The sequence below is a fragment of the Pseudactinotalea sp. HY160 genome (genome assembly GCF_009372055.1).
In the GTDB taxonomy this organism is placed as follows: Bacteria; Actinomycetota; Actinomycetes; order Actinomycetales; family Beutenbergiaceae; genus HY158.
This window is the reverse complement of sequence record NZ_WHMT01000021.1, coordinates 1-24,846: the sequence shown is the minus strand read 5'-3', so window position 1 is coordinate 24,846 and position 24,846 is coordinate 1. Positions and strand designations below refer to the sequence as shown.

General features: G+C 70.7%; 23 protein-coding genes. 15 read left to right on the top strand and 8 right to left on the bottom strand.

Annotated features, from left to right (window positions below; translation table 11 throughout):
* Nucleotides 1-36: 36 nt before the first annotated feature.
* Together GCG21_RS14120 and sdhC are read right to left on the bottom strand one after the other, a co-directional pair.
* A complete protein-coding gene (locus GCG21_RS14120; RefSeq protein ID WP_152910320.1) occupies nucleotides 37-486 on the bottom strand; it encodes a succinate dehydrogenase hydrophobic membrane anchor subunit in 450 nt (149 codons plus the stop codon).
* 15 nt (nucleotides 487-501) lie between these two features.
* Nucleotides 502-915, bottom strand: coding sequence for a succinate dehydrogenase, cytochrome b556 subunit (gene sdhC, locus GCG21_RS14115; protein WP_153878697.1), 414 nt, complete (start codon nucleotides 913-915; stop codon nucleotides 502-504).
* Between the two features lie 145 nt (nucleotides 916-1,060).
* On the opposite strand from sdhC, the gene GCG21_RS14110 reads away from it, so the two are divergent.
* From GCG21_RS14110 to GCG21_RS14070, 9 genes are all read left to right on the top strand, one after another.
* The gene (locus GCG21_RS14110; protein WP_152910318.1) at nucleotides 1,061-2,248 is read left to right on the top strand and encodes a mannose-1-phosphate guanylyltransferase; all 1,188 of its coding nucleotides are present in this window, start codon (nucleotides 1,061-1,063) and stop codon (nucleotides 2,246-2,248) included.
* Nucleotides 2,249-2,286: 38 nt separating this feature from the next.
* A complete protein-coding gene (locus GCG21_RS14105; protein WP_152910317.1) occupies nucleotides 2,287-3,573 on the top strand; it encodes an amidohydrolase in 1,287 nt (428 codons plus the stop codon).
* 237 nt (nucleotides 3,574-3,810) lie between these two features.
* Nucleotides 3,811-4,941, top strand: a complete 1,131-nt coding sequence (locus GCG21_RS14100; protein ID WP_370460126.1) for a BMP family protein — start codon at nucleotides 3,811-3,813, stop codon at nucleotides 4,939-4,941.
* A gap of 235 nt (nucleotides 4,942-5,176) precedes the next feature.
* Entirely contained in the window at nucleotides 5,177-6,775 is a 1,599-nt protein-coding gene (locus GCG21_RS14095) for an ABC transporter ATP-binding protein (protein WP_153878695.1), read from the top strand.
* A complete protein-coding gene (locus GCG21_RS14090; RefSeq protein WP_370517532.1) occupies nucleotides 6,772-8,049 on the top strand; it encodes an ABC transporter permease in 1,278 nt (425 codons plus the stop codon). The genes GCG21_RS14095 and GCG21_RS14090 overlap by 4 nt, the downstream gene beginning before the upstream one ends.
* Nucleotides 8,046-9,323 carry an ABC transporter permease gene (locus tag GCG21_RS14085; RefSeq protein WP_152910316.1) on the top strand — a complete coding sequence of 426 codons (1,278 nt, stop codon included), beginning with the start codon at nucleotides 8,046-8,048 and terminating at the stop codon, nucleotides 9,321-9,323. The genes GCG21_RS14090 and GCG21_RS14085 overlap by 4 nt, the downstream gene beginning before the upstream one ends.
* Before the next feature lie 29 nt (nucleotides 9,324-9,352).
* Nucleotides 9,353-9,772 carry a cytidine deaminase gene (locus GCG21_RS14080; RefSeq protein ID WP_152910315.1) on the top strand — a complete coding sequence of 140 codons (420 nt, stop codon included), beginning with the start codon at nucleotides 9,353-9,355 and terminating at the stop codon, nucleotides 9,770-9,772.
* A 17-nt stretch (nucleotides 9,773-9,789) separates the two neighbouring features.
* Nucleotides 9,790-11,091: a thymidine phosphorylase gene (locus tag GCG21_RS14075; RefSeq protein ID WP_152910314.1), complete on the top strand. Its 1,302-nt coding sequence runs from the start codon at nucleotides 9,790-9,792 to the stop codon at nucleotides 11,089-11,091.
* Between the two features lie 175 nt (nucleotides 11,092-11,266).
* Nucleotides 11,267-12,076 (top strand): hypothetical protein, encoded by an 810-nt coding sequence (locus GCG21_RS14070; RefSeq protein WP_152910313.1) that lies wholly within the window; start codon nucleotides 11,267-11,269, stop codon nucleotides 12,074-12,076.
* Between the two features lie 2 nt (nucleotides 12,077-12,078).
* Here the strand turns inward: GCG21_RS14070 and GCG21_RS14065 are convergent, their stop codons facing one another.
* Genes GCG21_RS14065 through GCG21_RS14050 form a run of 4 tightly spaced genes read right to left on the bottom strand, consistent with a single transcriptional unit; the run spans nucleotide 12,079 to nucleotide 16,209 of the window.
* Nucleotides 12,079-12,984, bottom strand: coding sequence for an aldehyde dehydrogenase family protein (locus tag GCG21_RS14065; protein WP_152910312.1), 906 nt, complete (start codon nucleotides 12,982-12,984; stop codon nucleotides 12,079-12,081).
* On the bottom strand, nucleotides 12,981-14,423 hold the full coding sequence (locus GCG21_RS14060) for an aldehyde dehydrogenase family protein (RefSeq protein WP_152910311.1): 1,443 nt from the start codon (nucleotides 14,421-14,423) through the stop codon (nucleotides 12,981-12,983). Before GCG21_RS14060 ends, GCG21_RS14065 begins: the two co-directional genes overlap by 4 nt.
* A gap of 8 nt (nucleotides 14,424-14,431) precedes the next feature.
* Nucleotides 14,432-15,457 (bottom strand): deoxyribose-phosphate aldolase, encoded by a 1,026-nt coding sequence (deoC, locus tag GCG21_RS14055; protein WP_152910310.1) that lies wholly within the window; start codon nucleotides 15,455-15,457, stop codon nucleotides 14,432-14,434.
* Nucleotides 15,458-15,495: 38 nt separating this feature from the next.
* Nucleotides 15,496-16,209, bottom strand: a complete 714-nt coding sequence (locus tag GCG21_RS14050; RefSeq protein ID WP_194165114.1) for a GntR family transcriptional regulator — start codon at nucleotides 16,207-16,209, stop codon at nucleotides 15,496-15,498.
* A gap of 145 nt (nucleotides 16,210-16,354) precedes the next feature.
* On the opposite strand from GCG21_RS14050, the gene GCG21_RS14045 reads away from it, so the two are divergent.
* From GCG21_RS14045 to GCG21_RS14020, 6 genes are all read left to right on the top strand, one after another.
* Complete coding sequence (locus GCG21_RS14045; RefSeq protein WP_152910308.1) at nucleotides 16,355-17,353, top strand: carbohydrate kinase family protein; 999 nt, start codon at nucleotides 16,355-16,357, stop codon at nucleotides 17,351-17,353.
* Nucleotides 17,350-17,928, top strand: a complete 579-nt coding sequence (locus tag GCG21_RS14040; protein ID WP_152910307.1) for a TIGR00725 family protein — start codon at nucleotides 17,350-17,352, stop codon at nucleotides 17,926-17,928. The genes GCG21_RS14045 and GCG21_RS14040 overlap by 4 nt, the downstream gene beginning before the upstream one ends.
* 36 nt (nucleotides 17,929-17,964) lie before the next feature.
* On the top strand, nucleotides 17,965-19,041 hold the full coding sequence (locus GCG21_RS14035; RefSeq protein ID WP_152910306.1) for an ABC transporter substrate-binding protein: 1,077 nt from the start codon (nucleotides 17,965-17,967) through the stop codon (nucleotides 19,039-19,041).
* A 6-nt stretch (nucleotides 19,042-19,047) separates the two neighbouring features.
* Nucleotides 19,048-19,836, top strand: coding sequence for an ABC transporter ATP-binding protein (locus GCG21_RS14030; protein ID WP_152910305.1), 789 nt, complete (start codon nucleotides 19,048-19,050; stop codon nucleotides 19,834-19,836).
* Nucleotides 19,837-19,838: 2 nt separating this feature from the next.
* Nucleotides 19,839-21,473 (top strand): ABC transporter permease, encoded by a 1,635-nt coding sequence (locus GCG21_RS14025; RefSeq protein ID WP_152910304.1) that lies wholly within the window; start codon nucleotides 19,839-19,841, stop codon nucleotides 21,471-21,473.
* Between the two features lie 69 nt (nucleotides 21,474-21,542).
* Nucleotides 21,543-22,499: a nucleoside hydrolase gene (locus GCG21_RS14020; protein ID WP_152910303.1), complete on the top strand. Its 957-nt coding sequence runs from the start codon at nucleotides 21,543-21,545 to the stop codon at nucleotides 22,497-22,499.
* 48 nt (nucleotides 22,500-22,547) lie between these two features.
* Here GCG21_RS14020 and GCG21_RS14015 read toward each other — a convergent pair whose 3' ends face one another.
* Both GCG21_RS14015 and ilvA read right to left on the bottom strand, forming a co-directional pair.
* Complete coding sequence (locus GCG21_RS14015; protein ID WP_152910302.1) at nucleotides 22,548-23,180, bottom strand: hypothetical protein; 633 nt, start codon at nucleotides 23,178-23,180, stop codon at nucleotides 22,548-22,550.
* 77 nt (nucleotides 23,181-23,257) lie between these two features.
* Entirely contained in the window at nucleotides 23,258-24,553 is a 1,296-nt protein-coding gene (gene ilvA / locus GCG21_RS14010; RefSeq protein ID WP_153878682.1) for a threonine ammonia-lyase IlvA, read from the bottom strand.
* Nucleotides 24,554-24,846 lie beyond the last annotated feature (293 nt).

Genomic DNA, 24,846 nt, shown 5'->3' with positions numbered 1-24,846 from the left:
CGGGTGCGCCGGCCGCGGCCGGTCACCGGGCGCGGGTCAGCTGCAGATCGACGGCAGTACATCGAGCGGCGCGCCGGCCGGGCAGGGGTCGAAGGTGAAGATCACCAGGGTGCCGAGCACGATCGTGACGACGGCGGCCGCGTAGGTGATGAGCTTGAGCACCCCGCGGGTGCCGTTGCGCTCCGCGTAGTCGTTGATGATCGTGCGCACGCCGTTCGTGCCGTGCAGCATCGCCAGCCAGAGCATGGTCAGGTCCCAGATCTGCCACCCCAGGCTCGACCACTTGCCGGCGACGAAGGCGAAGTCGAGGGCGTGCACCCCCTCGCCGACCATGAGGTTGACGAACAGGTGACCGAAGATGAGCACCACCAGCACGACGCCGGAGATGCGCATGAAGGCCCAGCCGTACAGCTCGAAGTTTCCGCGGGTGATCTTGCGCCGCGGATAGGGGTCGTTGGGCAGCGCGACCTTGCTCGCGGTCGTCATGTGCTCGCTCATTCCTCAGCCCCCGAATACGTTCGACAGGTGCCGCGGCAGGAACGCCGCCATGAACACCACGAAGAGTGCGATGACGATCCAGAACAGCACCTTCTGATACTTGGCGCCCTTGTCCCAGTAGTCGACCAGGATGATGCGGATCCCATTGAATGCGTGGAAGAGGATCGCCGCGACCAGGCCGGCCTCGCCCAGACCCATGATCGGGGTCTTGTAGTGGCCGATGACCGCGTTGTAGAGCTCCGGGTCGACCCGCACGAGCGCCGTGTCGAGCACGTGCACGAGCAGGAACAGGAAGATGAGCATTCCCGTGACCCGGTGGGCGACCCAGGACCACATGCCCTCATGGCCGCGATACAACGTTCCCAGGGTGCGCTTGGACTTCTTAGGCGCGGAAGGTGCTGCGGGCGGTGCAGACACGGTGGGGCCTCCTCGGCAGTACGCGCGACGGGGTGAGCCAGGGGAGGGCTCGGCTCCGGTCGCCAATTCGATTCCACTCTAGTCCGGTTCCTCAGGCGAATGTGCCACGTCGGCGCCGCTGCGGAGCTGTCGGTAGCCTGGGCCCATGACACAGCCCCGATCCGCCCCACGGCCCGCATCGGAGCCCGCGGACGCGGGCCGCACGGCGGGCCGGGCCACGTTCCGGGCGATCGTCCCCGCCGGCGGCGCCGGCACCCGGCTGTGGCCGTTGTCACGCCGGACGGATCCGAAGTTCCTGCACGACCTGACCGCCTCGGGCCGGAGCCTGCTCCAGTCCACCTACGCGCGCCTGCGCCCGCTGGCCGAGGGCGTGGTCGTCGTCACAGGGGCGGGGCACGCCGCGAAGGTGCGCTCGCAGCTCCCCGACCTTCCCCCCGGCGACGTGCTCGCGGAACCGTCCCCGCGGGACTCGATGGCCGCGATCGCGCTCGCCGCCGAGGTGCTCCGGCGCCGTCATCCGGACGAGGACCTCGTGGTCGGATCCTTCGCCGCGGACCATCTCATCGCGGACGAGCCGGCGTTCACGAGCGCCGTGACCCGCGCGGTCGCCGCGGCCCGGCACGACTACCTCGTCGCGATCGGGATCGCTCCCGACGAGCCCTCGACCGCGTTCGGGTACATCCGCGTCGGCGCGGGTGGCCCGGTGGCCGGCGTCGAGCCGGTCGAGGACTTCGTGGAGAAGCCCTCGCCGGAGGTCGTCGCGGGCTATCTGGCGGCGGGCGGGTACCTGTGGAACGCCGGCATGTACCTGTGCCGGGCGGAGCGGCTGCGCGAGCTCCTCCGCCGCTACCAGCCCGCGCTCGCCGCCGGGATCGAGGAGATCGCCGCGGCCTGGGACGGGCCCGAGCGTGCCGAGGTACTCGAACGCGTGTGGCCCGGGCTCCCGGCCATCGCCATCGACCACGCCCTGAGCGAGCCGCTCTCCCGCGACGGCGGGGTCGCCGTCGTCCCCGCCGACCTCGGGTGGAGCGACATCGGCGACTGGGACGCGATCGCCACGGCGTTGCCCGAGCCCTCGCCCGTGCAGGCGCCGCCGAGCGGCGGGCGGGGCGCCGTCCGGGTGTTGGGCCCGGCGGGTTCCGCGGACCGGGTCCGTGCCTACGGCGCGGAGGGAAGCGTGGTGGTCCCCGGTGAGGCGACGGTCGTCGTCCTCGGGATTCCGGGCGCCGTCGTGGTCAACACCGGGGACGCGATCCTCGTGACCACCCGCGACCGGGCACAGCACCTCAAGCAGGTCGTGGACGACCTGCCGCGGGAAGGACCACTGCGGTGAGGCGACCATCGACCGAGACCGACTCGACGGACGGATCCATGAGCGAGACACCCCGGCCCCCGCGCACGAGCGGATCGAATGCCCTCGCCGAGCGGATCATCCGCTGCAGCGACGGACTCCAGGACGAGCTCATCGCGTTCCGGCGCGACATGCACAGCCATCCCGAACTCGCCCGCGGCGAGAAGCGGGCGACCGAGGCGGTGGCGCGCCGGCTGCGCGCGGCCGGACTGCGCGTCGCGCTGCTGCCGGGCACCGGACTGTACTGCGACATCGATGCCAGCACGACCGGCTCGACCGGCTCGACCGGTTCGGCTGCCGGCGCGGGCGGCCGGGTCGTGCTGCGGGCGGATCTCGACGCGCTGCCGCTGCTGGAGACCTCCGGGCTCGAGTTCGCGGCCACGAACGGGTACGCCCACGCGTGCGGGCACGACATCCACACGGCCTCGGCCCTCGGCGCGGGGCTCATCCTGGCCGAGCTCGCCGCGGCCGGTGAGCTCGCGCGCGACGTGCGCCTCGTGTTCCAGCCCGCCGAGGAGGTCCAGCCCGGCGGCGCCCTCGACGTCATCGAGGTCGGTGCGCTCGACGGCGTGAGCGAGGTGTACGCGCTGCACTGCGACCCGCGGGTCGACGTGGGCGCCGTGGCCACCCGGGTGGGGCCGATCACCTCGACCTCCGACACCGTGACCGTCACGCTCACCTCGCGCGGCGGGCACACGTCCCGGCCGCACCGCACGGGCGACCTCGTGTACGCGCTCGGTCAGATCATCACCGCCGCCCCCGCGGTGCTCGCCCGCCGGATCGATCCGCGCTTCGGGGTCAACCTCACGTGGGGCAGCGTGCACGCGGGCACGGCCGCGAACGCGATCCCCGCCCGCGGGACGGTGACCGGGACCCTGCGATGCCTCGACTCCCGGGCCTGGGACGAGGCGGACGACCTGCTCATGTCGATCATCCCGCAGCTCGTGGCCGCCACCGGCGTCCACGCCGAGGTCGACCTCGTGCGCGGGGTGCCGGCGGTCGTCAACACGGCCCGCGAGGTGGACGTGCTCGAGGCCTCCGTGCGCACGCTCGTCGGCGAGGACGCGACCGACCTGACCGATCAGTCCCTCGGCGGGGAGGACTTCGGCTGGTATCTGCGACACCGGCCCGGGGCGATGGGCCGCCTGGGCACCCGCAGCGCGGGCGGTCGCACCTACGACCTGCACCAGGGGGACGCGATCTTCGACGAGGGCGCGATCGGCGTCGGCGCGCGGGTGCTCGCCGGCGTGGCCGCGCTGCCGCGGGCCGGCCGGACCCGCTATCCGGAGCCGGTCCGGGACAGCTGAGACCGCCCGGACGCTGCCGGTCCCGCCGCGGCGGACGCGCTCGCAACGGTTGCATAACGAACGCCTTTCCCGCTCGCCCAATACCTGCATCGGCGACGACGACGGACTAGTGTCCATTCTCCGGACGGCAAGGCGACCCCGGGCCGAGAGGTCCAACCGGCCACGGTGCGTGGGTCAACCCGATCCGGGATCCTCCGCCCCGACCGGGGCGGCACCTCACATCGGGAGACAAGCATCGTGAAGAAGTCTATTTTCGCCGCCGTGTCGGCGACAGCTGCCGTTCTCGCCCTGGCCGCCTGTGGGGCGCCCCCCGGGGAGGGAGGCGACGGCGACACCGGAGGCTCGGGCGAGACCACGAGCGCGGGTGTCGACCACTCCGACTTCGTGGCGTGCATGGTCTCGGACGAGGGCGGCTTCGACGACGCCTCCTTCAACGAGTCCGGCTACGAGGGCCTCACTCGGGCCGAGTCCGAGCTCGGCGTCACGATCCACTCGGCCGAGTCGACCAGCCCGAGCGACTACGGCCCGAACGTCGACTCCCAGGTGCAGGCCGGCTGCAACCTGATCATCGGGATCGGCTTCAACCTCGAGGACGCGATCCAGGAGGCCGCCGAGGCCAACCCCGACATCGAGTTCGCGCTGGTCGACTCGGTCTTCACCGACGAGGACTTCAACGTCGTCGAGATCGACAACGCCAAGCCGCTCGTGTTCAACACCCAGGAGGCCGCGTTCCTCGCCGGCTACCTCGCCGGCGGGATGACCGAGACGGGCACCGTGGCGACCTACGGCGGCATGCCGCTGCCCTCGGTGACGATCTTCATGGACGGGTTCTCCGACGGCGTCAAGAAGTACAACGAGGCCCACGACACCGACGTCAAGGTGCTCGGCTGGGACAAGGAGGCGCAGAACGGCTCCATGACCGGTGACTTCTCCAACGTCGAGAACGGGTACACGACCACCCAGCAGTTCATCAACCAGGGCGCCGACATCATCCTGCCGGTCGCGGGCCCGGTCGGGTCCGGATCGCTCAAGGCCGCGGCCGAGCACGACGGCGTCTCGGTCATCTGGGTCGACTCCGACGGCTACCTGCAGCCCTCGAACGACGCGAACAAGGACCTGATCCTCACCTCGGTGGTCAAGCTCATCGGCAACGCCGTGTTCGACACGATCAAGGCCTCCGCCGAGGACGACTTCAGCAACGCGCCGTACGTCGGCACCCTCGAGAACGGCGGCGTCGGGATCGCCCCGTACCACGCGTTCGAGGACAAGGTGCCGGACGATCTCAAGTCCGAGATCGACGACCTGCGCAGCCAGATCATCTCCGGCGACCTCGTCGTCGAGTCGGTGTCGGCGACGCCGGTCGGATGACGCCGATGGGGTGAGGTCGCCGCCGGCCGCGGCGCCGGACCGGACACGACAACCGGTGGCGGTGGGCCTCAGGGAATGCCACGCGTTCCCCGAGGCCCACCGCCACCGACCGTCTCGGAGGGCGCTCCGAGGCCGCTCGGAGCCGCTCGGAGACGACCGGAATCGGCCCGCGCCACCGGGGCGGGCGTTACAGTCACCCGTACGAGACCGCGAGGGTCGCGGAGAGGGACACATCGTGAAACTTGAGTTGCGGGGTCTGACCAAGCGATTCGGCTCGCTCGTCGCCAACGATCACATCGACGTGACGTTCGAGGCGGGATCGATCCACGCCCTGCTCGGCGAGAACGGCGCCGGCAAGAGCACCCTGATGAACACCATCTACGGCCTCTACCAGCCGGACGACGGGCAGATGTTCATCGACGACCGGCCCGTCCGGTTCGACGGCCCCGGTGAGGCGATGGCGGCCGGGATCGGGATGGTGCACCAGCACTTCATGCTCGTGCCGGTGTTCACCGTGGCGGAGAACCTCGTGCTCGGCCACGAGCCCACCGGCACCGGCGGGATCATCGACCTCAAGTACGCGCGCAAGCTCGTGCGGGACATCTCCGCCCGGTTCGGCTTCGAGGTCGACCCGGACGCCTACATCGAGGACCTGCCGGTCGGGGTGCAGCAGCGCGTCGAGATCATCAAGGCGCTCTCCCGGGACGCGAGGATCCTCATCCTCGACGAGCCGACCGCGGTGCTCACCCCGCAGGAGACCGACGAACTCATCGGGATCATGCGCCAGCTGCGCGACGAGGGCACGGCGATCGTCTTCATCACCCACAAGCTGCGCGAGGTCCGCGCCGTCGCCGACGAGATCACCGTGATCCGCCGCGGCCGGGTCGTGGGCACCGCCACCCCCGATGCCGCCGAGAACGAACTCGCCTCCCTCATGGTCGGCCGGGCCGTCAACCTCGGTGTCGAGAAGGCGGAGGCGCGCACGAACGACCGGCTCTTCGCGGTCGCCGACCTCAGAGTGCACGACTCCAACGGCACCCCGGTCGTCGACGACGTGAGCTTCGAGGTGGCCGGCGGGGAGATCCTCGCGGTCGCCGGTGTCCAGGGGAACGGTCAGACCGAGCTGGTCGAGACCATCCTCGGGCTGCGGCCGGCGCTGGCGGGCTCCGCCCGCCTCAACGGCCGGGAGCTGCTCGGGCTCGAGGTGCAGGAGGTGCTGGACTCCGGGGTCGGCTTCGTGCCCGAGGACCGCTCGACCGACGGGCTCATCTCCTCGTTCTCGATCGCCGAGAACATGATCCTCGACCGCCACAACCGGCCACCGTTCGCGAAGGGCCTGGCCATGTATCCGAAGGTCATCGCGGACCACGCCGAGAAGTACCGCGCCGAGTTCGACGTGCGCACGCAGTCGATCCAGGATCCGATCTCCGCCCTCTCGGGCGGGAACCAGCAGAAGGTCGTGCTCGCCCGGGAGATGTCCCGCGACCTCGACCTGCTCATCGCCTCGCAGCCGACCCGCGGGCTCGACGTGGGCTCGATCGAGTTCGTGCACGGCCGGATCGTGGCCGAACGCGACCGGGGCACCCCCGTGCTCATCGTCTCCACGGAACTCGACGAGGTGGCGGCGCTGGCCGACCGGATCGCCGTGATGAACAAGGGCCGGGTCGTCGGGATCGTCCCGGCCGGCACGAGCCGCGACGTCCTGGGACTCATGATGGCGGGCATCCCGCCCGAGGCCGCGGAGGCCGAGGCGGAGCAGCACCCCACGACCCTGCACGAGAGCGGGCCCGAACTGCTCGACCCGGAGAACCCGCAAGGGAAGGAGAAGAAGTGAGCGACACCCCGAGCCCACCCGAGCCGTCCTCCCCGGCGGAACCGGTCTCCTCGTCGGAACCGGTCTCCCCGTCGGAACCGGCCGAGGCGAATCGGCTCCACACCGAGCCGAAGCTCAACCTGCTGCAGGAGATGCTCCGCTCGAGCTGGCTCGTGACCCTGCTCGCGATCGTCGCCGCGCTCGTCATCTCCGGCCTGCTCATCGCCGCGGCCGACGAGCAGACCCGGCAGGCGTCGTCCTACTTCTTCTCCCGCCCCTACGACATGCTCTGGTACGCGTGGGACGCGATCCGCTCCTCCTACGTGGCGCTGTTCCGCGGCGCCGTGTTCGACTTCGAGGCCGACTCCTTCGTGCGGATGATCCGCCCGCTGACCGAGACGATGGTGTGGTCGACCCCGCTTATCTTCGCCGGTCTCGGCCTGGCCGTCGGGTTCCGGTCGGGCATGTTCAACATCGGTGCCCAGGGGCAGGTGCTCATGGGCGCGGCCGCCTCCGCCTACGTCGGCTTCACGTTCTCGGCGCCCGGCCCGACGCTGCTCGTGCTCGCCGTGCTTGCCGCGATCGTGATCGGTGGAATCTGGGGCGGCATCGCCGGTTTCCTCAAGGCCCGCACCGGGGCGAACGAGGTGATCGTGACGATCATGCTCAACTGGATTGCGGTGTGGCTCGTCTCCTACCTGCTCACCACCTCGGTGCTGCGGCCCATCGGCAACCGGCCGATCAGCCCGGCCGTGCACGACAATGCGATGTTCCCGAACCTGCTGCCCGAGCCATTCCGTATCAGTCTCGCCTTCCCGCTGGCCCTGCTCGCGGCGTTCGGGGTGTGGTGGCTCATGGAGCGGTCCACGCTCGGCTTCAAGTTCCGTGCCGTCGGGGCGAACATGGACGCCGCCCGCACGGCCGGCATCAAGGTTCCGTCGGTCTTCGTGTGGGTCATGGTGGTCGGCGGCCTCCTCGCCGGGCTCGGTGGGTCGAGCATCGTGCTCGGCACGGAGGGGACGATGCAGGCGAGCACCGCGGGGTCCGTCGGGTTCGACGCCATCACGGTGGCACTGCTCGGTCGCTCGAAACCGCTGGGCACGGTCGGGGCGGCGCTCCTGTTCGGGGCGCTGCGGGCGGGCTCCCCGTTCATGAAGACGGTCGCCGACACCCCCACCGACATCGTGCTCGTGATCCAGGCGGTCATCGTGCTGTTCATCGCGGCGCCCCCGCTGGTGCGCCGGATGTTCTTCCTTCCCCACAGCGGCCTCAAGCGGAAGGAGGCGCTCGCATGACCGCCACGACCGAGTCCCCCCGCCTCGAGGAGGCCACGCCCCGGGAGGCGGTCGCCCTGCGCACACCGATCATCCTCGGCGTCGTCGGTCTCCTCGGACTGCTCGCCTACCTGTTCCTCGGGCCGGAGGGCGCCTCCACCTTCAAGCTGTCCCAGAGCAACGACACGTTCGACGTCGGCGAGGTCACCGTGCCCGGCCGGCCGGCCGGGATCGTGCTCATGCTCGGCGCGCTGGCGCTCGCCGGCTCCTCGTTCTACCTCGCCTACCGGCGCAAGAAGCTGCCGACCTGGCTCACCGCCGGATTCGGCGTGCTCGTGCTGTTCGCGTTCCTCGTGTGGGTCGTGGCGGGGAACAACTACGGCCTGCCGATCCCGTTCCTGCTCTCGACCACGATCATCGCGGCCCTCCCGCTCGCCTTCGGGGCGATGGCCGGGGTGCTGTGCGAGCGCTCGGGAACGATCAACATCGCGATCGAGGGGCAGCTGCTCGCCGGCGCGTTCATGGGCGCCACGGTCGGCGCCGCGACCGGGAGCCTGTACTTCGGCCTCATCGCCGCCCCGATCGCCGGCGGGCTCGTGGGCTGGCTGCTCGCCGTCTTCACGGTCAAGTACCGGGTGGACCAGATCATCGTCGGGGTCGTCCTCAACGTGCTCGTGCTCGGCCTGACGAACTACCTGTTCTCGACCGTGCTCTCGACCAACCAGTCGCTGCGCACCCCGCCCGCCCTGCCCGAGCTGCGGATTCCGCTGCTCGCCGACCTGCCCGTGATCGGCAACGCGTTCTTCAACAAGAACATCATGGTCTACACGATGATCGTGCTCATCTTCGTGCTCCAGTACCTGCTGTTCCGCAGCCGGTGGGGGCTGCGGATGCGCTCGGTCGGGGAGCACCCGAAGGCGGCCGACACGGTCGGCATCAACGTCAACCGCACCCGGTACCGCAACGTGATCCTCGGCTCGGCCATCGCGGGATTCGGCGGAGCCTCGATCGTGGCGGCCGGGCTCGCGTTCACGAAGGAGGCGACCCAGGGCCGCGGCTATATCGCGCTCGCCGCGATGATCCTCGGCCGGTGGAACCCGACCGGAGCGCTCGCCGCGGCGATCCTCTTCGGCTTCTTCGACTCGCTGCGCCGGGTGCTCGGCAACATCGACTCGCCGATCCCCTCGGAGCTGCTGTCGATGCTGCCGTACCTGGCCACGATCTTCGCCGTCGCCGGCCTCGTCGGCCGCTTCCGGCCGCCCGCGGCCGAGGGCAAGCCGTACCCGCCGGAGTGACCGGGCACGCCGGCATCAAGGAGGCCGCCATGGCAGACATCGACTGGGACCGGCTGCGCAGGGCGGCCCGGGAGGTGGTCACGCGCGCCTACGCCCCCTACTCCGGCTATCCCGTGGGGGCGGCCGCGCTCACCGACTCCGGTGAGGTGATCGTCGGCTGCAACGTGGAGAACGCCGCCTACGGGGTGACCCTGTGCGCGGAGTGCTCCCTCGTCTCCGCCCTGATCACGGGCGGCGGCGGCCGGCTCGTCGCATTCACCTGCTGCAACGGCGGCGGCGAGGTGATCATGCCGTGCGGCCGCTGCCGCCAGCTGCTCTGGGAGCACGGCGGCGCCGAGCTGCTGGTGGAGACGGTCCGGGGGATCCGGCCGATGACCGAGGTCCTGCCCGATGCGTTCGGGCCGGAGGCCCTCGCCGCACACCGGCCCGAACGCCGGCCCGAACCCTGATCAGGAGGAGCGAGAAGATGAGCCACGAACCGTTCGACGCCGTCGAGGTGATCACGGCCAAGCGGGACGGCCGCCGGCTGGACCCGGACCGCATCGCCTGGGTGATCGACGCCTATACCCGCGGGGTCGTGGCCGAGGAACAGATGGCCGCCCTGGCCATGGCGATCCTCCTCAACGGCATGGACGCCCGCGAGATCCTCCACTGGACCACGGCGATGATCGACTCCGGGGAGCGGATGGACTTCTCCGGCCTCGACCGGCCGACCGCCGACAAGCACTCGACCGGCGGGGTCGGCGACAAGATCACCCTGCCGCTGGCACCGCTCGTCGCGTCCTTCGGCGTCGCCGTGCCGCAGCTCTCGGGCCGGGGACTGGGCCACACGGGCGGCACCCTCGACAAGCTGGAGTCGATCCCCGGCTGGCGGGCGGCCCTCTCGAACGACCACCTCATGCGCCAGCTCGCGGAGGTGGGGGCGGTCATCTGTCAGGCCGGTTCCGGCCTCGCCCCGGCCGACCGGAAACTCTACGCCCTGCGCGACGTCACGGGCACCGTCGAGGCGATCCCGCTCATCGCCTCGTCCATCATGTCCAAGAAGATCGCCGAGGGCACCGATTCGCTCGTGCTCGACGTCAAGGTCGGCTCGGGCGCGTTCATGAAGAGCATGGACGACGCCCGCGCGCTCGCAACCACGATGGTCACCCTCGGGCGCGACGCCGGCGTGACCACCTCGGCGCTCCTGACCGACATGTCCACCCCGCTCGGGCTCACCGCCGGCAACGCGCTCGAGGTGCGCGAGTCGGTCGAGGTGCTCGCCGGCGGCGGACCGGGCGACGTGATCGAGCTGACGGTCGCGCTCGCCCGGGTGATGCTCGACGCGGCGGGACGCCCCGACGCCGATCCACGGGCGGCGCTCGCCGACGGGCGGGCGATGGACGTGTGGCGCAGGATGATCCGGGGGCAGGGCGGCGATCCCGAGGCGCCCCTGCCGGTGGCGACCCACACCGAGGAGGTCCGGGCCACCGCCGGCGGCGTGCTCACCGGGCTCGACGCCTACGCGGTCGGGGTGGCGGCCTGGCGACTCGGGGCCGGGCGTGCCCGCCGCGAGGACGCCGTGCAGGCCGGCGCCGGCATCGAACTCCACGCCAAGCCGGGGGAGGCGGTGCGCGCGGGCCAGGTGCTCATGACCCTGCACACCGACACGCCCGAGCGCTTCGGCCGCGCGGTCGAGGCCCTCACGGGCGCCGTGACGATCGGGCCGCAGCAGACCGGACCGGAGGCGCCGGCGCCGCGACCCGTCGTGCTCGAGACGATCGACTGAACTCGCGCCGATCGGGCGGACGGTAGCATCGGGGGAAACGGGGCGGGATCCTTCGTTGTGCCCGGCCGATGCATCGATGCGGCGGCGGGGACCTCGATGCGGCGTGCCCAGAACCAGCGGGGAGGCCTGATGCGGGATCGACGTGACACAGTGACGCGGCCGAGGTCGTGACGCCGTGAACCGGCCCGACTCCGGCGGCGGCTCCGGGGTCGTGGTGCTCAACCTGACCGACCTGGACCATCCGGAGGACCTGCGCCTGCTCGAACTGGCGGGCCGGCTCCTCGCCCCGCACGGACTGCTGCCGGTGCTCGCCCCCGGGCCGGAGGGGTGGCTGGATGCGCTCGACCGGATCCGGCCCGATGCGGCCTACCTCGGGGCCCCGATCGAGGATCTGGCGACCCACCACGAGCTGGAGGAGCGCGCCCGCGCGGGGGCGCGGCTGCTCGTGGCGCATCCCCTCCGGCCCAGCCCCCACTTCGACAGCCTGCACGGCTGCCCCACCCAGGGCGTCGACGCGGCGCTGGAGTACCTGCTCGAGCGGGAGGACCGGATCGGCTGCCTCGCCTCGGAGCCCCAGCTCGACACGCACGGTCGGGGCCGGGTCAGCCGGTATTCCCCGTACGCCCGCGCGGTCGACGACGGCCGGATCGCCGAACCGGCCGTCGCGGTGCACGACGGCACCCGGCGGGGCATGCGCCGCGGGGCGGCCCGACTCATCGACGCCGGGGTCGGGTCGATCCTGTGCACGAGCCGCTGCAGCGGGGAGGCCGCGGACGAGGAGGCCGCCGAGCGGGGCCTGCGCGTGCCGCTCGACCTGCGCGTCGTCGCGGGCGGGCGGGCCGTGCCCGAGTGCTCCCGGCGCTCCTTCGAGATGGCGGTCTCGGGGGCGACCCCGGCCCTGGCCGCGCGGCTCCTCGTCGATCTCGCCACGGGCGCCCGCCGCCCGGGCTGCGACCACGGGCTGGCCTGGCGCGTGCGAGCCTGAGGTCAGGTGCCCTTGGGGTGCCAGACCGTCTTGGTCTCCGTGTACGCGAGGATCCCGCGCAGCGACTGCTCCGCCGTCCAGTCCGGCCCCTCCTCGGCCGCGGGGCGCCGCACCCGCTTGAGGCTGTCGGCGGCGGCCGCCTCGAGTTCGCCCCAGGTCACATTCTCGGCGCCGACGGCGCCGGCGAGGTCGAGGGCGTTGACGTCCTGGTGGGCCGCGAGCGGAGGCGCGAGTTCGGCGGTGCGGCCGGTGAGCAGGTTGACGACGCCGCCGGGAACGTCCGAGGTCGCGAGCACCTCGGCGAGGGCGACGGCGGGCAGCGGCCGCTCCTGCGAGGCGAGCACGACGGCGGTGTTCCCGGAGACGACGGCGGGCGCGAGCACGGAGACGAGGCCGAGCAGCGAGGACGCCTGCGGGGCGAGGACGCCGGCGACCCCGGTGGGCTCGGGGGAGGAGATGTTGAAGAACGGGCCGGCCACGGGGTTGGCGTTCCCGGCGACCTGGGCGATCTTGTCCGCCCAGCCCGCGTACCAGACCCACCGGTCGATCGCGGCGGAGACGACGGCGCTCGCCCGCGCGGCGCTCATCCCCTCGCCGGCGGCGACGTCCGCCTCGAACTGGGCGCGCCTGCCCTCCATGAGCTCGGCGACCCGGTAGAGCACCTGCCCGCGGTTGTACGCGGTGGCCCCCGCCCATCCGGACTGCGCCGCTCGAGCAGCCCGGACCGCGTCGCGCACGTCCTTGCGCGAGCCCTGGGCGACGTTCGCCGCAAAGGCGCCGCGCGACGTCGTCACTTCGTAGGTGCGACCGGATTCGGAGCGCGGGAACGCTCCGCCGATGAAGAGCTTGTGGGTCTTGGGAACGCCCAGGCGCCGGTCGCCGGCCGCGCTCGTGGTCGTGGGGCTCATCGCGTGGTTCCTTCCACCAGGTACGGGCCGAGGCCGTGGCGCCCGCCCTCGCGGCCGTAGCCGGACTCCTTGTAGCCGCCGAACGGGCTCGTGGGATCGAATTTGTTGAACGTGTTCGCCCAGACGACGCCGGCGCGCAGCTGATCGGCCATCCACAGGATCCGCGAGCCCTTCTCCGTCCAGATCCCGGCGGAGAGGCCGTAGGGGGTGTTATTCGCCTTGGCGACCGCCTCGGCCGGGGTGCGGAAGGTGATGACGCTGAGCACGGGCCCGAAGATCTCCTCCTGCGCGATCCGGTGCGACTGGGAGACCCCGGTGAACAGGGTCGGGCGGAACCAGAACCCGTTCGTCGGGATCCCGCAGTCGAGCGACCAGCGGATCGCGCCCTCGTCCTCGCCGGCCTGCACGAGGTCCGTGATGCGCTGGAGCTGGGCGGCGGAGTTGATCGCGCCGACGTCGGTGTTCTTGTCCATCGGGTCACCCACACGCAGCGTGCCGAGGCGGACCTTGAGCCGCTCGACCAGTTCGTCGTGGATGTTCTCCTGCACGAGCAGCCGGGATCCGGCGCAGCACACCTGGCCCTGGTTGAAGAAGATGCCGTTGACGATCCCCTCGACGGCCTGGTCGATCGGGGCGTCGTCGAAGACGATGTTGGCGGCCTTGCCGCCGAGCTCGAGGGTGGCGACCTTGCGGGTGCCGGCGATCGCGCGGGCGATCCCCTTGCCCACGGCGGTCGACCCGGTGAAGGCGATCTTGTCGACTCCCCGGTGGGCGACGAGGGCCGCGCCCGTGGGCCCGGCGCCGGTGAGGATGTTGACCACCCCGGGCGGCAGGCCCGCCTGGCGCAGCACGTCGGCGAAGAGCAGCGCGGTCAGCGGGGTGGTCTCGGCGGGCTTGATCACCACGGTGTTGCCGGTGGCCAGCGCCGGGGCGATCTTCCACGAGAGCATGAGCAGCGGGAAGTTCCACGGGATCACCTGCCCCACGACGCCGTGCGGGCGGGGGGCGGGGCCGAAACCGGCATGGTCGAGCTTGTCGGCCCACCCGGCGTAGTAGAAGAAGTAGGCGCTCGCCAGCGGCACGTCGACGTCGCGCGACTCCCGGATCGGCTTGCCGTTGTTCAGGGTCTCGGCCACGGCGAACTCGCGCGAGCGCTCGGCCAGGATCCGCGCGATCCGGTAGAGGTATTTCGCGCGCTCCGAGCCGGGCGTGCGGCTCCAGACCTTCTCGAAGGCCTTCCGGGCGGCGGCGACGGCGCGGTCGACGTCCTCCTCCCCGGCGACCGAGACCTCGGAGAGCACCTCCTCGGTGGCCGGATTGATCGTCTTCATCGTCGTGCCCGCGCCGTCGGTGAACTCGCCGTCGATGAAGAGGCCGTAGCTGGAGTCGAAGCTGACCACGGAGCGCGACTCCGGGGCGGGCGCATACTCGAAGACCATGGGATACCTCAGTCGATCGTGATGTAGTCGGGTCCGGTGTAGGCACCGGTGGTGAGCTTGCGGCGCTGGGCGAGCACGTCGTTGAGCAGGGAGGAGGCGCCGAAGCGGAACAGCTCGGGGTCGAGCCAGGTCTCCCCGGCCACCTCGTTCACCGCCACGAGGTAGTGCACGGCCTGCTTCGAGCCGCGGATGCCGCCGGCGGGCTTGACGCCCACGCTCACGCCGGTCAGCGCCGCGAAGTCACGCACCGCCTCGAGCATGAGCACCGTGACCGGCAACGTGGCCGCCGGGTTCACCTTGCCCGTGGACGTCTTGATGAAGTCGGCGCCGGCGAGCATGGCGAGCCAGGAGGCGCGGCGGACGTTGTCGTAGGTGACCAGTTCGCCGGTCTCGAGGATGACCTTGAGGTGGGCGGGCTCCGGGCGGGACCGGCACACCTCACGCACGGCCACGATGTCCTCGAACACCCGGGCGTAGTCTCCGGCGAGGAAGGCGCCGCGATCGATGACCATGTCGATCTCGTGGGCGCCGGCGCTCACGGCGTCGGCGGTGTCGGCCAGGCGCACCGCGCGGGAGGCCCGCCCCGAGGGGAAGGCCGTGCTCACGGCCGCGACGTGGATCCCGGTTCCGGCCACGGCCTCGAGGGCCACGGGCACGAGGTCGTTGTAGACGCACACGGCCGCCGGCCGGGGGCAGCCGGGATCGCTCGGGTCGGGGGTGCGGGCCTTGGCCACGAGGGACCGGACCTTGCCGGGGGTGTCGGCGCCCTCGAGGGTGGTCAGGTCGATCATCGAGATGATCGCATCGAGCGCCCAGGCCTTGGCCGAGGTCTTGATCGAGCGGGTCGAGAGCATCCCCGCGCGTGCGTCGGCACCGACCTTGTCGACCCCCGGCAGCCCGTGCAGGTACCGGCCCAGATTGGCCGACGTGAGCGAATCCGTGCCGACGATGCCCGCAGCGGTGGCCGCGACCTCGGCGGCGCTGCGGTGCCAGGGGCGGAGGGCCGGTGGAGCACCGGCGGTGGTGCGTGTCATGGGGCGAGTATAAAGCGAGGCCCCGGAAGCGCTACCTCTCATCTGCGCGTCAGCCTGATGGGCGTGAGCCGCGCCGAGATGATGTACTTCGCCAGGTAGACCGGTCGCGCCCCGTGGTTGAGGACCACGGTGAGGACGAGTACGCCGGGCCCCTGTACGCGGGCTCCCGGCGGCGGCGGGTCGAGGCGGGAATCCGCATAGCCGGTCTGAACCAGGGAGTAGTGCGCCTGGCTGCGGATCGCCGGATCCACCGCCTGGAGCATGCTCGTGGAGCCGGTGTCCGCGATGGGTGCCCAGTCGGGGTGGCTCAATTCGAGGGCGTCGAGTGCGGGCTCGCCGTCGAGGTCCAGATGGCTCTGCCACACGCGCAGCGGGGTGCCGAGCGGGACGTCCAGGTGCTCTCCGCTCCATCTCGTGGCGTGGGTCGTGGCGCGTCGGGATACCGTGAGCGATGCGCCCTGTCCGTGCCCGAACATGTCCTCGATCGGCGTGGGCCCGCTGTCGGGCCTCGGTTGCGACAGGCCCGCCACGACGCGGCGGCGGCCCTGCCCGCGACTGAGCAGCCCGTCCTCCTCCAACAATGTCAGCGCCTGCCGCACGATCCGGCGACTCACCCCGAGCTGTTGGGCCAGGTCCAACTCGGTCGGGACGGTGTCTCCGGCCGTACGCCCCGCCTCGGTGATCACTTGGTACAACGCGTCATAGACCTGGACGGCCAGGGGCCGTGCGTCTCGAATTGGCTGGATGTCCATGAAGCCATCATGCCAATATTCCGCCTCTGCCGCGGCCGATGGGCCGGTCATCAGACGAATGTCTCGGACGGGACATGCTTGTCAGATCGAAGCTGCATGAGTATGTTGTACCAAAGCGGACATTCACTGCGAAGGAGCAGCGCCGATGCGGACCGTGGGCACGACAACACTTGAGGTCATCGGTGGCCTCACGCTCGACAGTGTCATCAGTAGCGATGGGACATACGTCACCGACAGCCCTGGCGGCAATGCCTTGTGGGCCGCCGCGGGTGCCGTCATGCTCGGTGCGGACGTCGCGCTGCACACCGTGGCCGGCCGTGACTACGACCCCGACGTGCTCACCGCACTCGCCGCGGCCGGTATGCGCGTCGATCACGTGCGCAGAGACTCCGAGATCGACAGCACCCGGGTCACGTTCGCCTACGAACTCGACGGCGAGCGCATCGGCCCGGCGCCACGCGAGCGGATCCTCCAGCTGCCCCGGTCGGCGCAAGGTGCCTTCGTGGACACGACCCTCGACCCGGCGCAGGTGCTGCCGACCCTGTCGACCCCCGCCGACCTCGCGCGATCCGGCCGCGCATCCCACCCCTGGCACATGGGCCTTCTCCCGGTGAGCCGGTTCGGCGAGCTGGTCACGTATCTCGCCGGTGTCGGCGCGCCCTACATCCAGGCCGACTGCCCGTCGCGTCACGACCTGCTCGAGACCGGCATTCACGTGCTCGACGGGCTGCTGGAGCAACTGGACGTCTTCCTGCCGAGCACGTCGGACTCGGCCGTCTTCGACCCGGACCAGACTCCGCTCGAGACGGTCGCCGCGTTTCGGGCCCTCGGAGCGCGCACGACGGTGCTCAAGGACGGTGCCGCGGGCGCCTGGATCGCCGAGGGCGATGCGGCGTCGATGTGGCACGTTCCGGCCTACCGAGGCCATCTCGTGCGCGACCCGACGGGTGCGGGAGACGTCTTCTGCGGTGCCTTCGCAACCGCCGTCGTCCGCGGGGACTCACTGCTGCGAGCGACGTGTGCCGCTTCGGCGTGCGCGTCCTTCGCCACGACGGTGCTGCAGCCGCTCGAGCTGCTCGCCGTCGATCCTCACGACATCGAGTCACGAACCACGACCATCGAGAAAGGTGCACGGAGACTATGAGACGAACAACCATCGGAGTGCTGGGCAACGCCGCCCCCGCGGGCACGCAGTTGCCCCCGGGCCTGCTGGACCTCGCGGCCGAGGTCGGGCGATCGATCGCGCGAAGCGACGCGGTCCTCCTCAGCGGAGGCACCGACGGCGTCATGGCGGCCGCCAGCCGAGGTGCCCAGGAGGCCGGCGGGTTCACCGTCGGGTTCCTGCCGTACGCAGATCACGAACACGCGAACCAATACCTGGACCTGTCGCTCCCGACCGGCATGGGGACGATCCGCAACTTCCTGACGGCGCGCTGCGCCGACGCGGTCATCGTGGTGGGGGGAGGCGTGGGAACCCTCAACGAGATCACCATCGCATACGACGCGGGTACTCCGATCGTTGCGCTCGCGGGATCCGGTGGGTGGGCGGATCGGATCCGACCGAACCTCATCGACGACCAGTGGATCGATGCGAGACAGGTCACCCCGATCTCGTTCGCGGCAACCCCGCAAGAAGCCGCACAGATCGCCCTCGCCCGCAGCCGGGAAGAGCGACTGGGCAGTCGGCTCAGCGCGCTCACGGGCGCTGCAGGCCACTAATTCACCGATCGAGCATGTCGACGCTTGGAGGACATCATGACCAGAATGCAGATCCAGTTGAACCGCGGCGCCGCTCGGGGTGCTCTCGCCGCCGCGGCCGTACTCGCTCTCACCGCCGCCTGTTCGTCGACGGGATCCGGCGATGACGGCTCGCCCGATGGAGCGGCCGGCGATTCCGTGTTCGCGGCGGACGGCACGCTGACCATCCAGCTCTCCTACCTCAAGGAGGTCGGGTACGCGGGCGACTACATCGCCGAAACCGACGGGTACTTCGAGGACGAAGGCTTCGGGAAGGTCGATCTCATCGCCGGGCCGACCGCCGTCGAGGCCGCCGTGGCCGCCGGGAACGCCGAGGTCGGCTATACGACACCCATCGGAACCGCGAGCATGGTCGCGAATCAGGACACGCCCATACGGATCGTCGGCGTGCTCGAGCAGCGAAACGCGTTCACGATCATGTCCCTGCCGGGCGCGGGCGCGATCACGGAACCCGCAGACCTGATCGGCACAACCATCGCCGTGCCCGAGGGTACGGCCACGATCATCGTGCAGGCCCTCCTCAAGGCCAACGGCATCGCGGCCGATGAGGTCCAGCTCGTTCCGGGGATCGGGAACGTCGGGATGATCTCGGGCGGCGAGGTGGACGGCTACTTCACCTTCGAGACCAGTGAACTGGTGGCCATCGAGAACGGAGACGTCGTGTCGATGCCCTTCGCCGATCATGGCCTGCCCGTGAGCGGGCTCGCGTACGCCGTGACGACCGAGGCGATCGAGAACGATCGCGATGCGGTCAAGGCGTTCCTGGTGGCTGAGCTGCGAGGCTGGGCCGATGCGATCGACGACCCGGAGTTGGCCGTCCAGCTCACGATGGACACGTACGGCAGCGATCTCGGGCTCGATCGGGCCACCCAGGAGGCGCGCGCCCAGCGCTTCGCCGACTACCTGTTGCCCGGTGGCGAGGGCAGCCTCCTACTGCTGACGGATGAACAGATCGCCGGCAACCTGGAATCGCTCGGTGATGCGGGGATCGACGTCGCAGCAGACGACGTCTTCGACATGACCCTGCTCCAGGAGATCTACCAGGAGCATCCCGATCTGCAGCAGGCGAAGTAGGTCGCGATGAACACGCTGAACACGGATGGTTTCCGTATCCGTGGCCTCACGAAGACGTTCGGGCGCGGCGATGCGGCCGTGACCGCATTGCGTGACGTGTCGGTCACGACGGCGCGCGGTTCGTTCGTGGCGCTCCTAGGGCCGTCGGGGTGCGGGAAGTCGACGATCTTTCGCATCCTCGCCGGCCTGGACGACCCGACCGAGGGCGCGGTGGCCGTGCACGATCGTGATCCGGAGACGATACGCCGTTCGAATGAGCTCGGGATCGCCTTCCAGAACTCGGCCCTGTTGCCGTGGCGTCACGTTCGGGGCAATATCGCACTGCCGCTCGAGATCGCCGGGATCAAGCCCGCCCCCGGCCTGATCGAGGGTCTCATCGACCTGGTCGGTCTCCAGGGTTTCGAGGATGCCAAGCCGGCACAACTGTCCGGTGGCATGCGCCAGCGGGTCTCCATCGCCCGTGCGCTCGTCGTAGAACCCGAGATCCTGCTGCTGGACGAACCGTTCGGGGCGCTCGACGACATGACCCGGCAGCGGATGAACCTCGAGCTTCAACGCATCTGGACGGAACGCCCGGCCACGACGCTGCTCGTCACGCACGGCATCGACGAGGCGATGTTCCTCGCCGACCAGGTCGTCGTGATGAGTGCGCGGCCGGGGCGCGTCATCGAGGTCATCGATGTGCCGCTACCACGCCCGCGTACCCCCGAGATGATGCGATCAGCGGAGTTCCACGCGCTGGTGGATCACGCCTCGGAACTGCTCTTCACCCAACAACAGGCGGCGATGGTGTGACCATGGCGAGTATCCAGATCGCAGGTCCGGGCAGCAGGCTGCGCCGGCGCCGAGGCGGGCAGGGGCCGCATCCGGTCGTCGTCGGCTCGGTCGGCTCCGTTGTGATCCTGCTGGTGTGGTGGGCGGTCGCGTCGGTGTTCTTCACCGGGCCCGGCGCGCTCCCTACCCCGCTGGAGGTCCTCCTGCAGTTTCCCGCGGACGGGCTGGGCTTCTACTGGACGAATCTCCAGGTGACACTCGTCGAGGCCGCCCAGGGCTACCTGCTCGGAGCGGTCCTCGCGTTACTCCTGGCCGTCCTGGTCCTGCTCGTCCCGAGCCTGGAACGTGCGGGAACACAGTTGGCGGTCGTGACGTACTGCTTGCCGCCGGTCGCCGTGGCGCCCGTCGTCTTCCTGCTCCTCGGGGCGCCGAGCCCCGGTGATCCGTCGCGGACCGCGACCTGCCTGGCCGCGCTGCTCGTGTTCTTCCTCGTGTACACGAATGCCGTCCTCGGGTTCAGGTCCGCCGACCGGCAGAGCCTGGAACTCGTCCAGGCCTACGGCGGGAGGCGCCGGCACCAGCTCCTCAAGGTCCAATTGCCGGCCTCCGTCCCGGCGCTCATCGGAGGGCTCAAGATTGCCGCGCCGATCGCGGTGCTCGGGGCGATCCTCGGCGAGTACGCGGGTGGTGTGGACAAGGGGCTCGGCCCCGCGCTGCTCACCGCCCAACGACAGGTGGACGCACCGCGGACGTTCGCGATCGGCCTGCTGTCCGCGGCCGTGGCGGGAGGGTGGTTCGCGCTGCTCGCCCTGGTCGAACGACTCGCCCGGCTCCGGCTGGGCGGAGGGGGCGGGGAACTCAGCCGTGGTCCGGTTGCCGGCGGGCGCGGCGGTGGCCCGTGGCTTGCGGTGGTGCTGGGCGCCGGTGCCCTGGCCTTCCTGCTCCTCCTCTGGTGGCTCGGGCTGTTGGCCATCGATGCCTCACCGTTCGTCAGCAAGACTCCCGGTGACGTCTGGCGCTACCTGTTCGTGGATGAGGCGGCGGCAGGCAATAGGGAGATCGTCCTCGGGAATATCGCGGTCACGTTGGCGGATGCGGGACTGGGGTTCGTGGCCGGCCTGATCGTCGCCTTCGCTCTCGCGGTCGCGATGACGCTCATCCCGTCCCTGTCGCACGTCGTGCTGCCGTGGGCGCTCGTCATCCAGCTGGTGCCGTTGGTGGCGATGGCACCCGTGATCATCCTGCTGTTCGGGCGAGGGACGGCGACGGTGGCGGTTCTGGGCGGACTGATCGTGTTCTTCCCCGGCCTGGTGAACATCTCGATGGGGCTGCGTACCCCGCCGCAGGAGATGCTCGAACTCGTGGCGGTGTACGGCGGCGGCCGCCCCGCACAGCTCCGCAAGGTGCGCCTCGCCGCGTGCGTGCCCGCGCTCTTCGCGGCGATCAAGATCGGTGTGCCCGCGGCGATCAACGGGGCGCTCCTGGCCGAGTGGCTCGCGACGGGACGAGGGGTGGGCGGAAACATCACGACGGCCATGAGCAGTGGCAACAACATCGCCGTCTGGGCGCACGTCGTCGTGATGACAGGTGTCGCGCTCGGGCTCTATGCGCTCGTGGTGGTGCTGGAGAAGGCGGTGTTGCGACGGCAATTCACGTGACAGCAGTACTCGTCGTGGCCGAACGGGCCACGCTCAGATCGTTCGGGTCAACGAAAAGAAGGAGCACCCATGCCGACGAAGATGATTCTCGACTGCGATCCCGGTGTCGACGACACCATGGCACTGATGTATGCGGCGCTGCATCCCGAGATCGACCTCCTGGCGGTGAGCACCGTCTGGGGGAACGTGGACGTGGCCACGGCGACCCGCAATGCGCTGCACACCCTCGAGCTGGTGGGTGCCGGAGCAGTACCGGTCGCGCAGGGCGCCGGTCAGTCGCTGCGCGGGGAGGCCCACGGCTACGGGTTCTTCGTGCACGGCGACGACGGTCAGGGGAACGTCTACGACGGTGCGCCCGTCGGTCCGGCGGCGTCGACGACGGGCGCGCAGCAGATCATCGACGTCGCCCGAGCCCATCCCGGTGAGGCCTGGCTCGTGGCGGTCGGGCCGCTGACGAACCTGGCGGTCGCACTCGCGCTCGAACCGGAACTTCCCACGCTCGTCGCCGGCGTCTCGATCATGGGCGGCGCCGCGCTGGCGCCGGGGAACGCGACACCCGTCGCCGAGGCGAATATCTGGCACGACCCGGAGGCGGCCGATGCGGTCTTCCGTGCCGACTGGGACATCATCATGGCCGGGCTCGACGTGACGATGAAGGTCCTGATCACCCCGCAGCGTCGAGCGATCCTGGACGCGGGCGGTCGGGCCGCGCGGTACATGTCGGGGATCCTGCAGTTCTACGGCGACTTCTGTGCCGCCACGGCGTTCAACAGCTGGAACGCGACGATGCACGACACCATCGCGGTGGCGGCCGCGGCGGGAACCCTCACGATCCGTGAGGCACCCGTGGTCGACGTGGCTGTGGATTGTTCCGGTGGGCCGTCCCACGGTGCCACCCTCTGCGATCTGCGGGGCAAGTACGCGGGCTATCCCGCACAGGAGGGTGCGCACTGCACGGTCCTGCTCGACGTCGACGACGGGATCGCGGACGAGGTGGTCGCGCTCATCGCCGCGTACGACGGGTAGCGCTCCACGATCGACTGCGCGACCGGCTGCCCGGCGAGCCGAAATCGGTTAGCCGGGCAGCCTATTCTGGCCGAGACCGTGGAGGAATCGCGGCCCGGTGATCGCGAGCTCGCGCCGGTGGCTCTCGTGCCAGCCGCGGTACGGGGTGAGGGCGAGGTTCTCGTTCCGGAACCGGTCGTCCTCGGAGACCTCGGTCGTGCAGAAGTCGGGGATGATCAGGTCGGTCACGGGCCCGCCGCGCTCGACCTCGGCGATGACCAGCGGCGCGTTCTCGAGGAGGAACTCGTCGATGATCCAGCCGTCGGCATCGAGCCAGAGGGAGTGGCGCACCTTCGTCACGAGGTGGTGGCCGAACCCGACCATCCGGCTCGCGACGAGCGGATCGAGTTCCCGCTCCGCCTCGTAGCGGGTGCCACCGGCCGCGGGCCCCTTGGCGGTCATCGTCGCGAGGGTGATGTTCTCCCCGATCGCGTCGATCACCTCCGCGGCGCTCCCGAGCCCGCGGATCCCCGCCGGCGCGGGCCCGTGGATGCGCACGCGCACGGCGTAACCGTCCTGGGAGAGCAGGTAGGACTGCACGACGACGTCGGGGAACGGGTCGGCGTCGGTGAGCGCGGGCACGCCGTCCGCAAGCAGGAACTTGCGCTCGAACTCGAAGTCGGACCAGTCGTCGGCGGCCATGACCCCACGGTATCCCGGGAACGGCGACGCGCCGGGGAATCGGCGCGCCCGCGCGCGCCGCGCCGCGGGGCGACCGGCTACACGAACAGGTGGAAGAGCGGCGAGTCCGGCGCGATCACCCGATACGTGAGTCCGGTCGCCGCCATCCGCGCGAGCAGCGGCTCGTAGTCGCCGGCCCGCCCGAGGGTGAGGCCCACGAACGCGGGCCCGGTCTCCCGGTTCGACCGCTTCGCGTACTCGAACAGGGAGATGTCGTCGTCGGGCCCGAGCACCTCGTCGAGGAACAACCGCAGGGATCCCGGCTGCTGCGGGAAGTCGATGAGGAAGTAGTGCCGCAGCCCCTCGTGCACGAGCGAACGCTCCATCACCTCCGCGTACCGGGAGACGTCGTTGTTGCTGCCGGTGAGCACGCACACGACGGTCGAGCCCGGCGATATCTCCACGGGCGCGCCGGAGCCGAGCGGCCCGAGCGCGGCCAGCGCGAGCGCCCCGGCGGGCTCGGTGATGATGCCCTCGGTCTGGTAGAGCCGCAGCATCTCCGAGCACAGCCGCCCCTCCGGCACGGCGGCCATCCGCAGCCGGAGGCGGGAGACGATCTCATACGGCAGGTCGCCGACCCGGCGCACCGCGGCCCCGTCGACGAAGTTGTCGATCTCGGCCAGCGTGACCGGCTCGCCTGCGGCGAGCGCGGCGATCATGGACGACGCACCGGCGGGTTCCACTCCGATCACCCGCGTCGTCGGGCTCGCCTCCGCGAGGTAGGAGGCGACCCCGCTGATGAGCCCGCCCCCGCCCACGGGAACGACCACGATGTCCGGGGAGGAGCCGAGCTGGTCGTGGATCTCCTTGGCCACGGTCCCCTGCCCGATGATCGTGCGCGGATCGTCGAACGGGTGCACCGGCACGGCACCGTGCTCCCGGGCATAGGCGGCCGAGGCGGCGTAGGCCTCGTCGTAGGTCGAGCCCACGGAATGCAGGTGCACCATGTCGCCGCCGAGCTCGCCGATGCGCTGGAGCTTCTGCCGCGGCGTGGTGCGCGGGAGGAAGATGTGCCCGGTGATCCCGAGGTCGTGGCAGCCCTCGGCCACGCCCTGACCGTGGTTGCCCGCGCTCGCCGCGACCACGCCCCGCGCCCGCTGCTCCGGGGTGAGGGAGAGCATGAGGTTGAGGGCCCCGCGGACCTTATAGGAGCGCACGGCCTGCTGATCCTCGCGCTTGATGAGGACCCGGGCCCCGGTGGCCCGGCTCATCCGCTTCCAGTGGGTGAGCGCCGTGCGGTCGACCACGCCCTGGAGGCGCTGGGTGGCCTCGCGGATCGCGGCGGCGCTCACCACGGGGGCGGCGGTCGCGGCGGAGGGGGAGGCGGTGGACACGCCGACGAGTCTAGTACTCGACCCCCTGGGGACCGCCGCTCCACCCCCACATGGTCGGGGCGGAGAGGGCCGACGGAGCGCCCCGTTCTCGCCCCGACCGGGCCGGAGCCCGATCGGCGGCTCAGCCTGGATCCACCGTGCTGGTTTGAGTCTGGGTGGCGTGGGCGCATGAGAATGCCCTCCTGGCCTGGGATAATGCGTGTTGTCAACGCACGCAGTCCCAAAAAAGAAGGGCATCTCGTAGATGCAACTATCTCATGTCTCCTCGGTACGGTTCGACGATCCGAATCTGG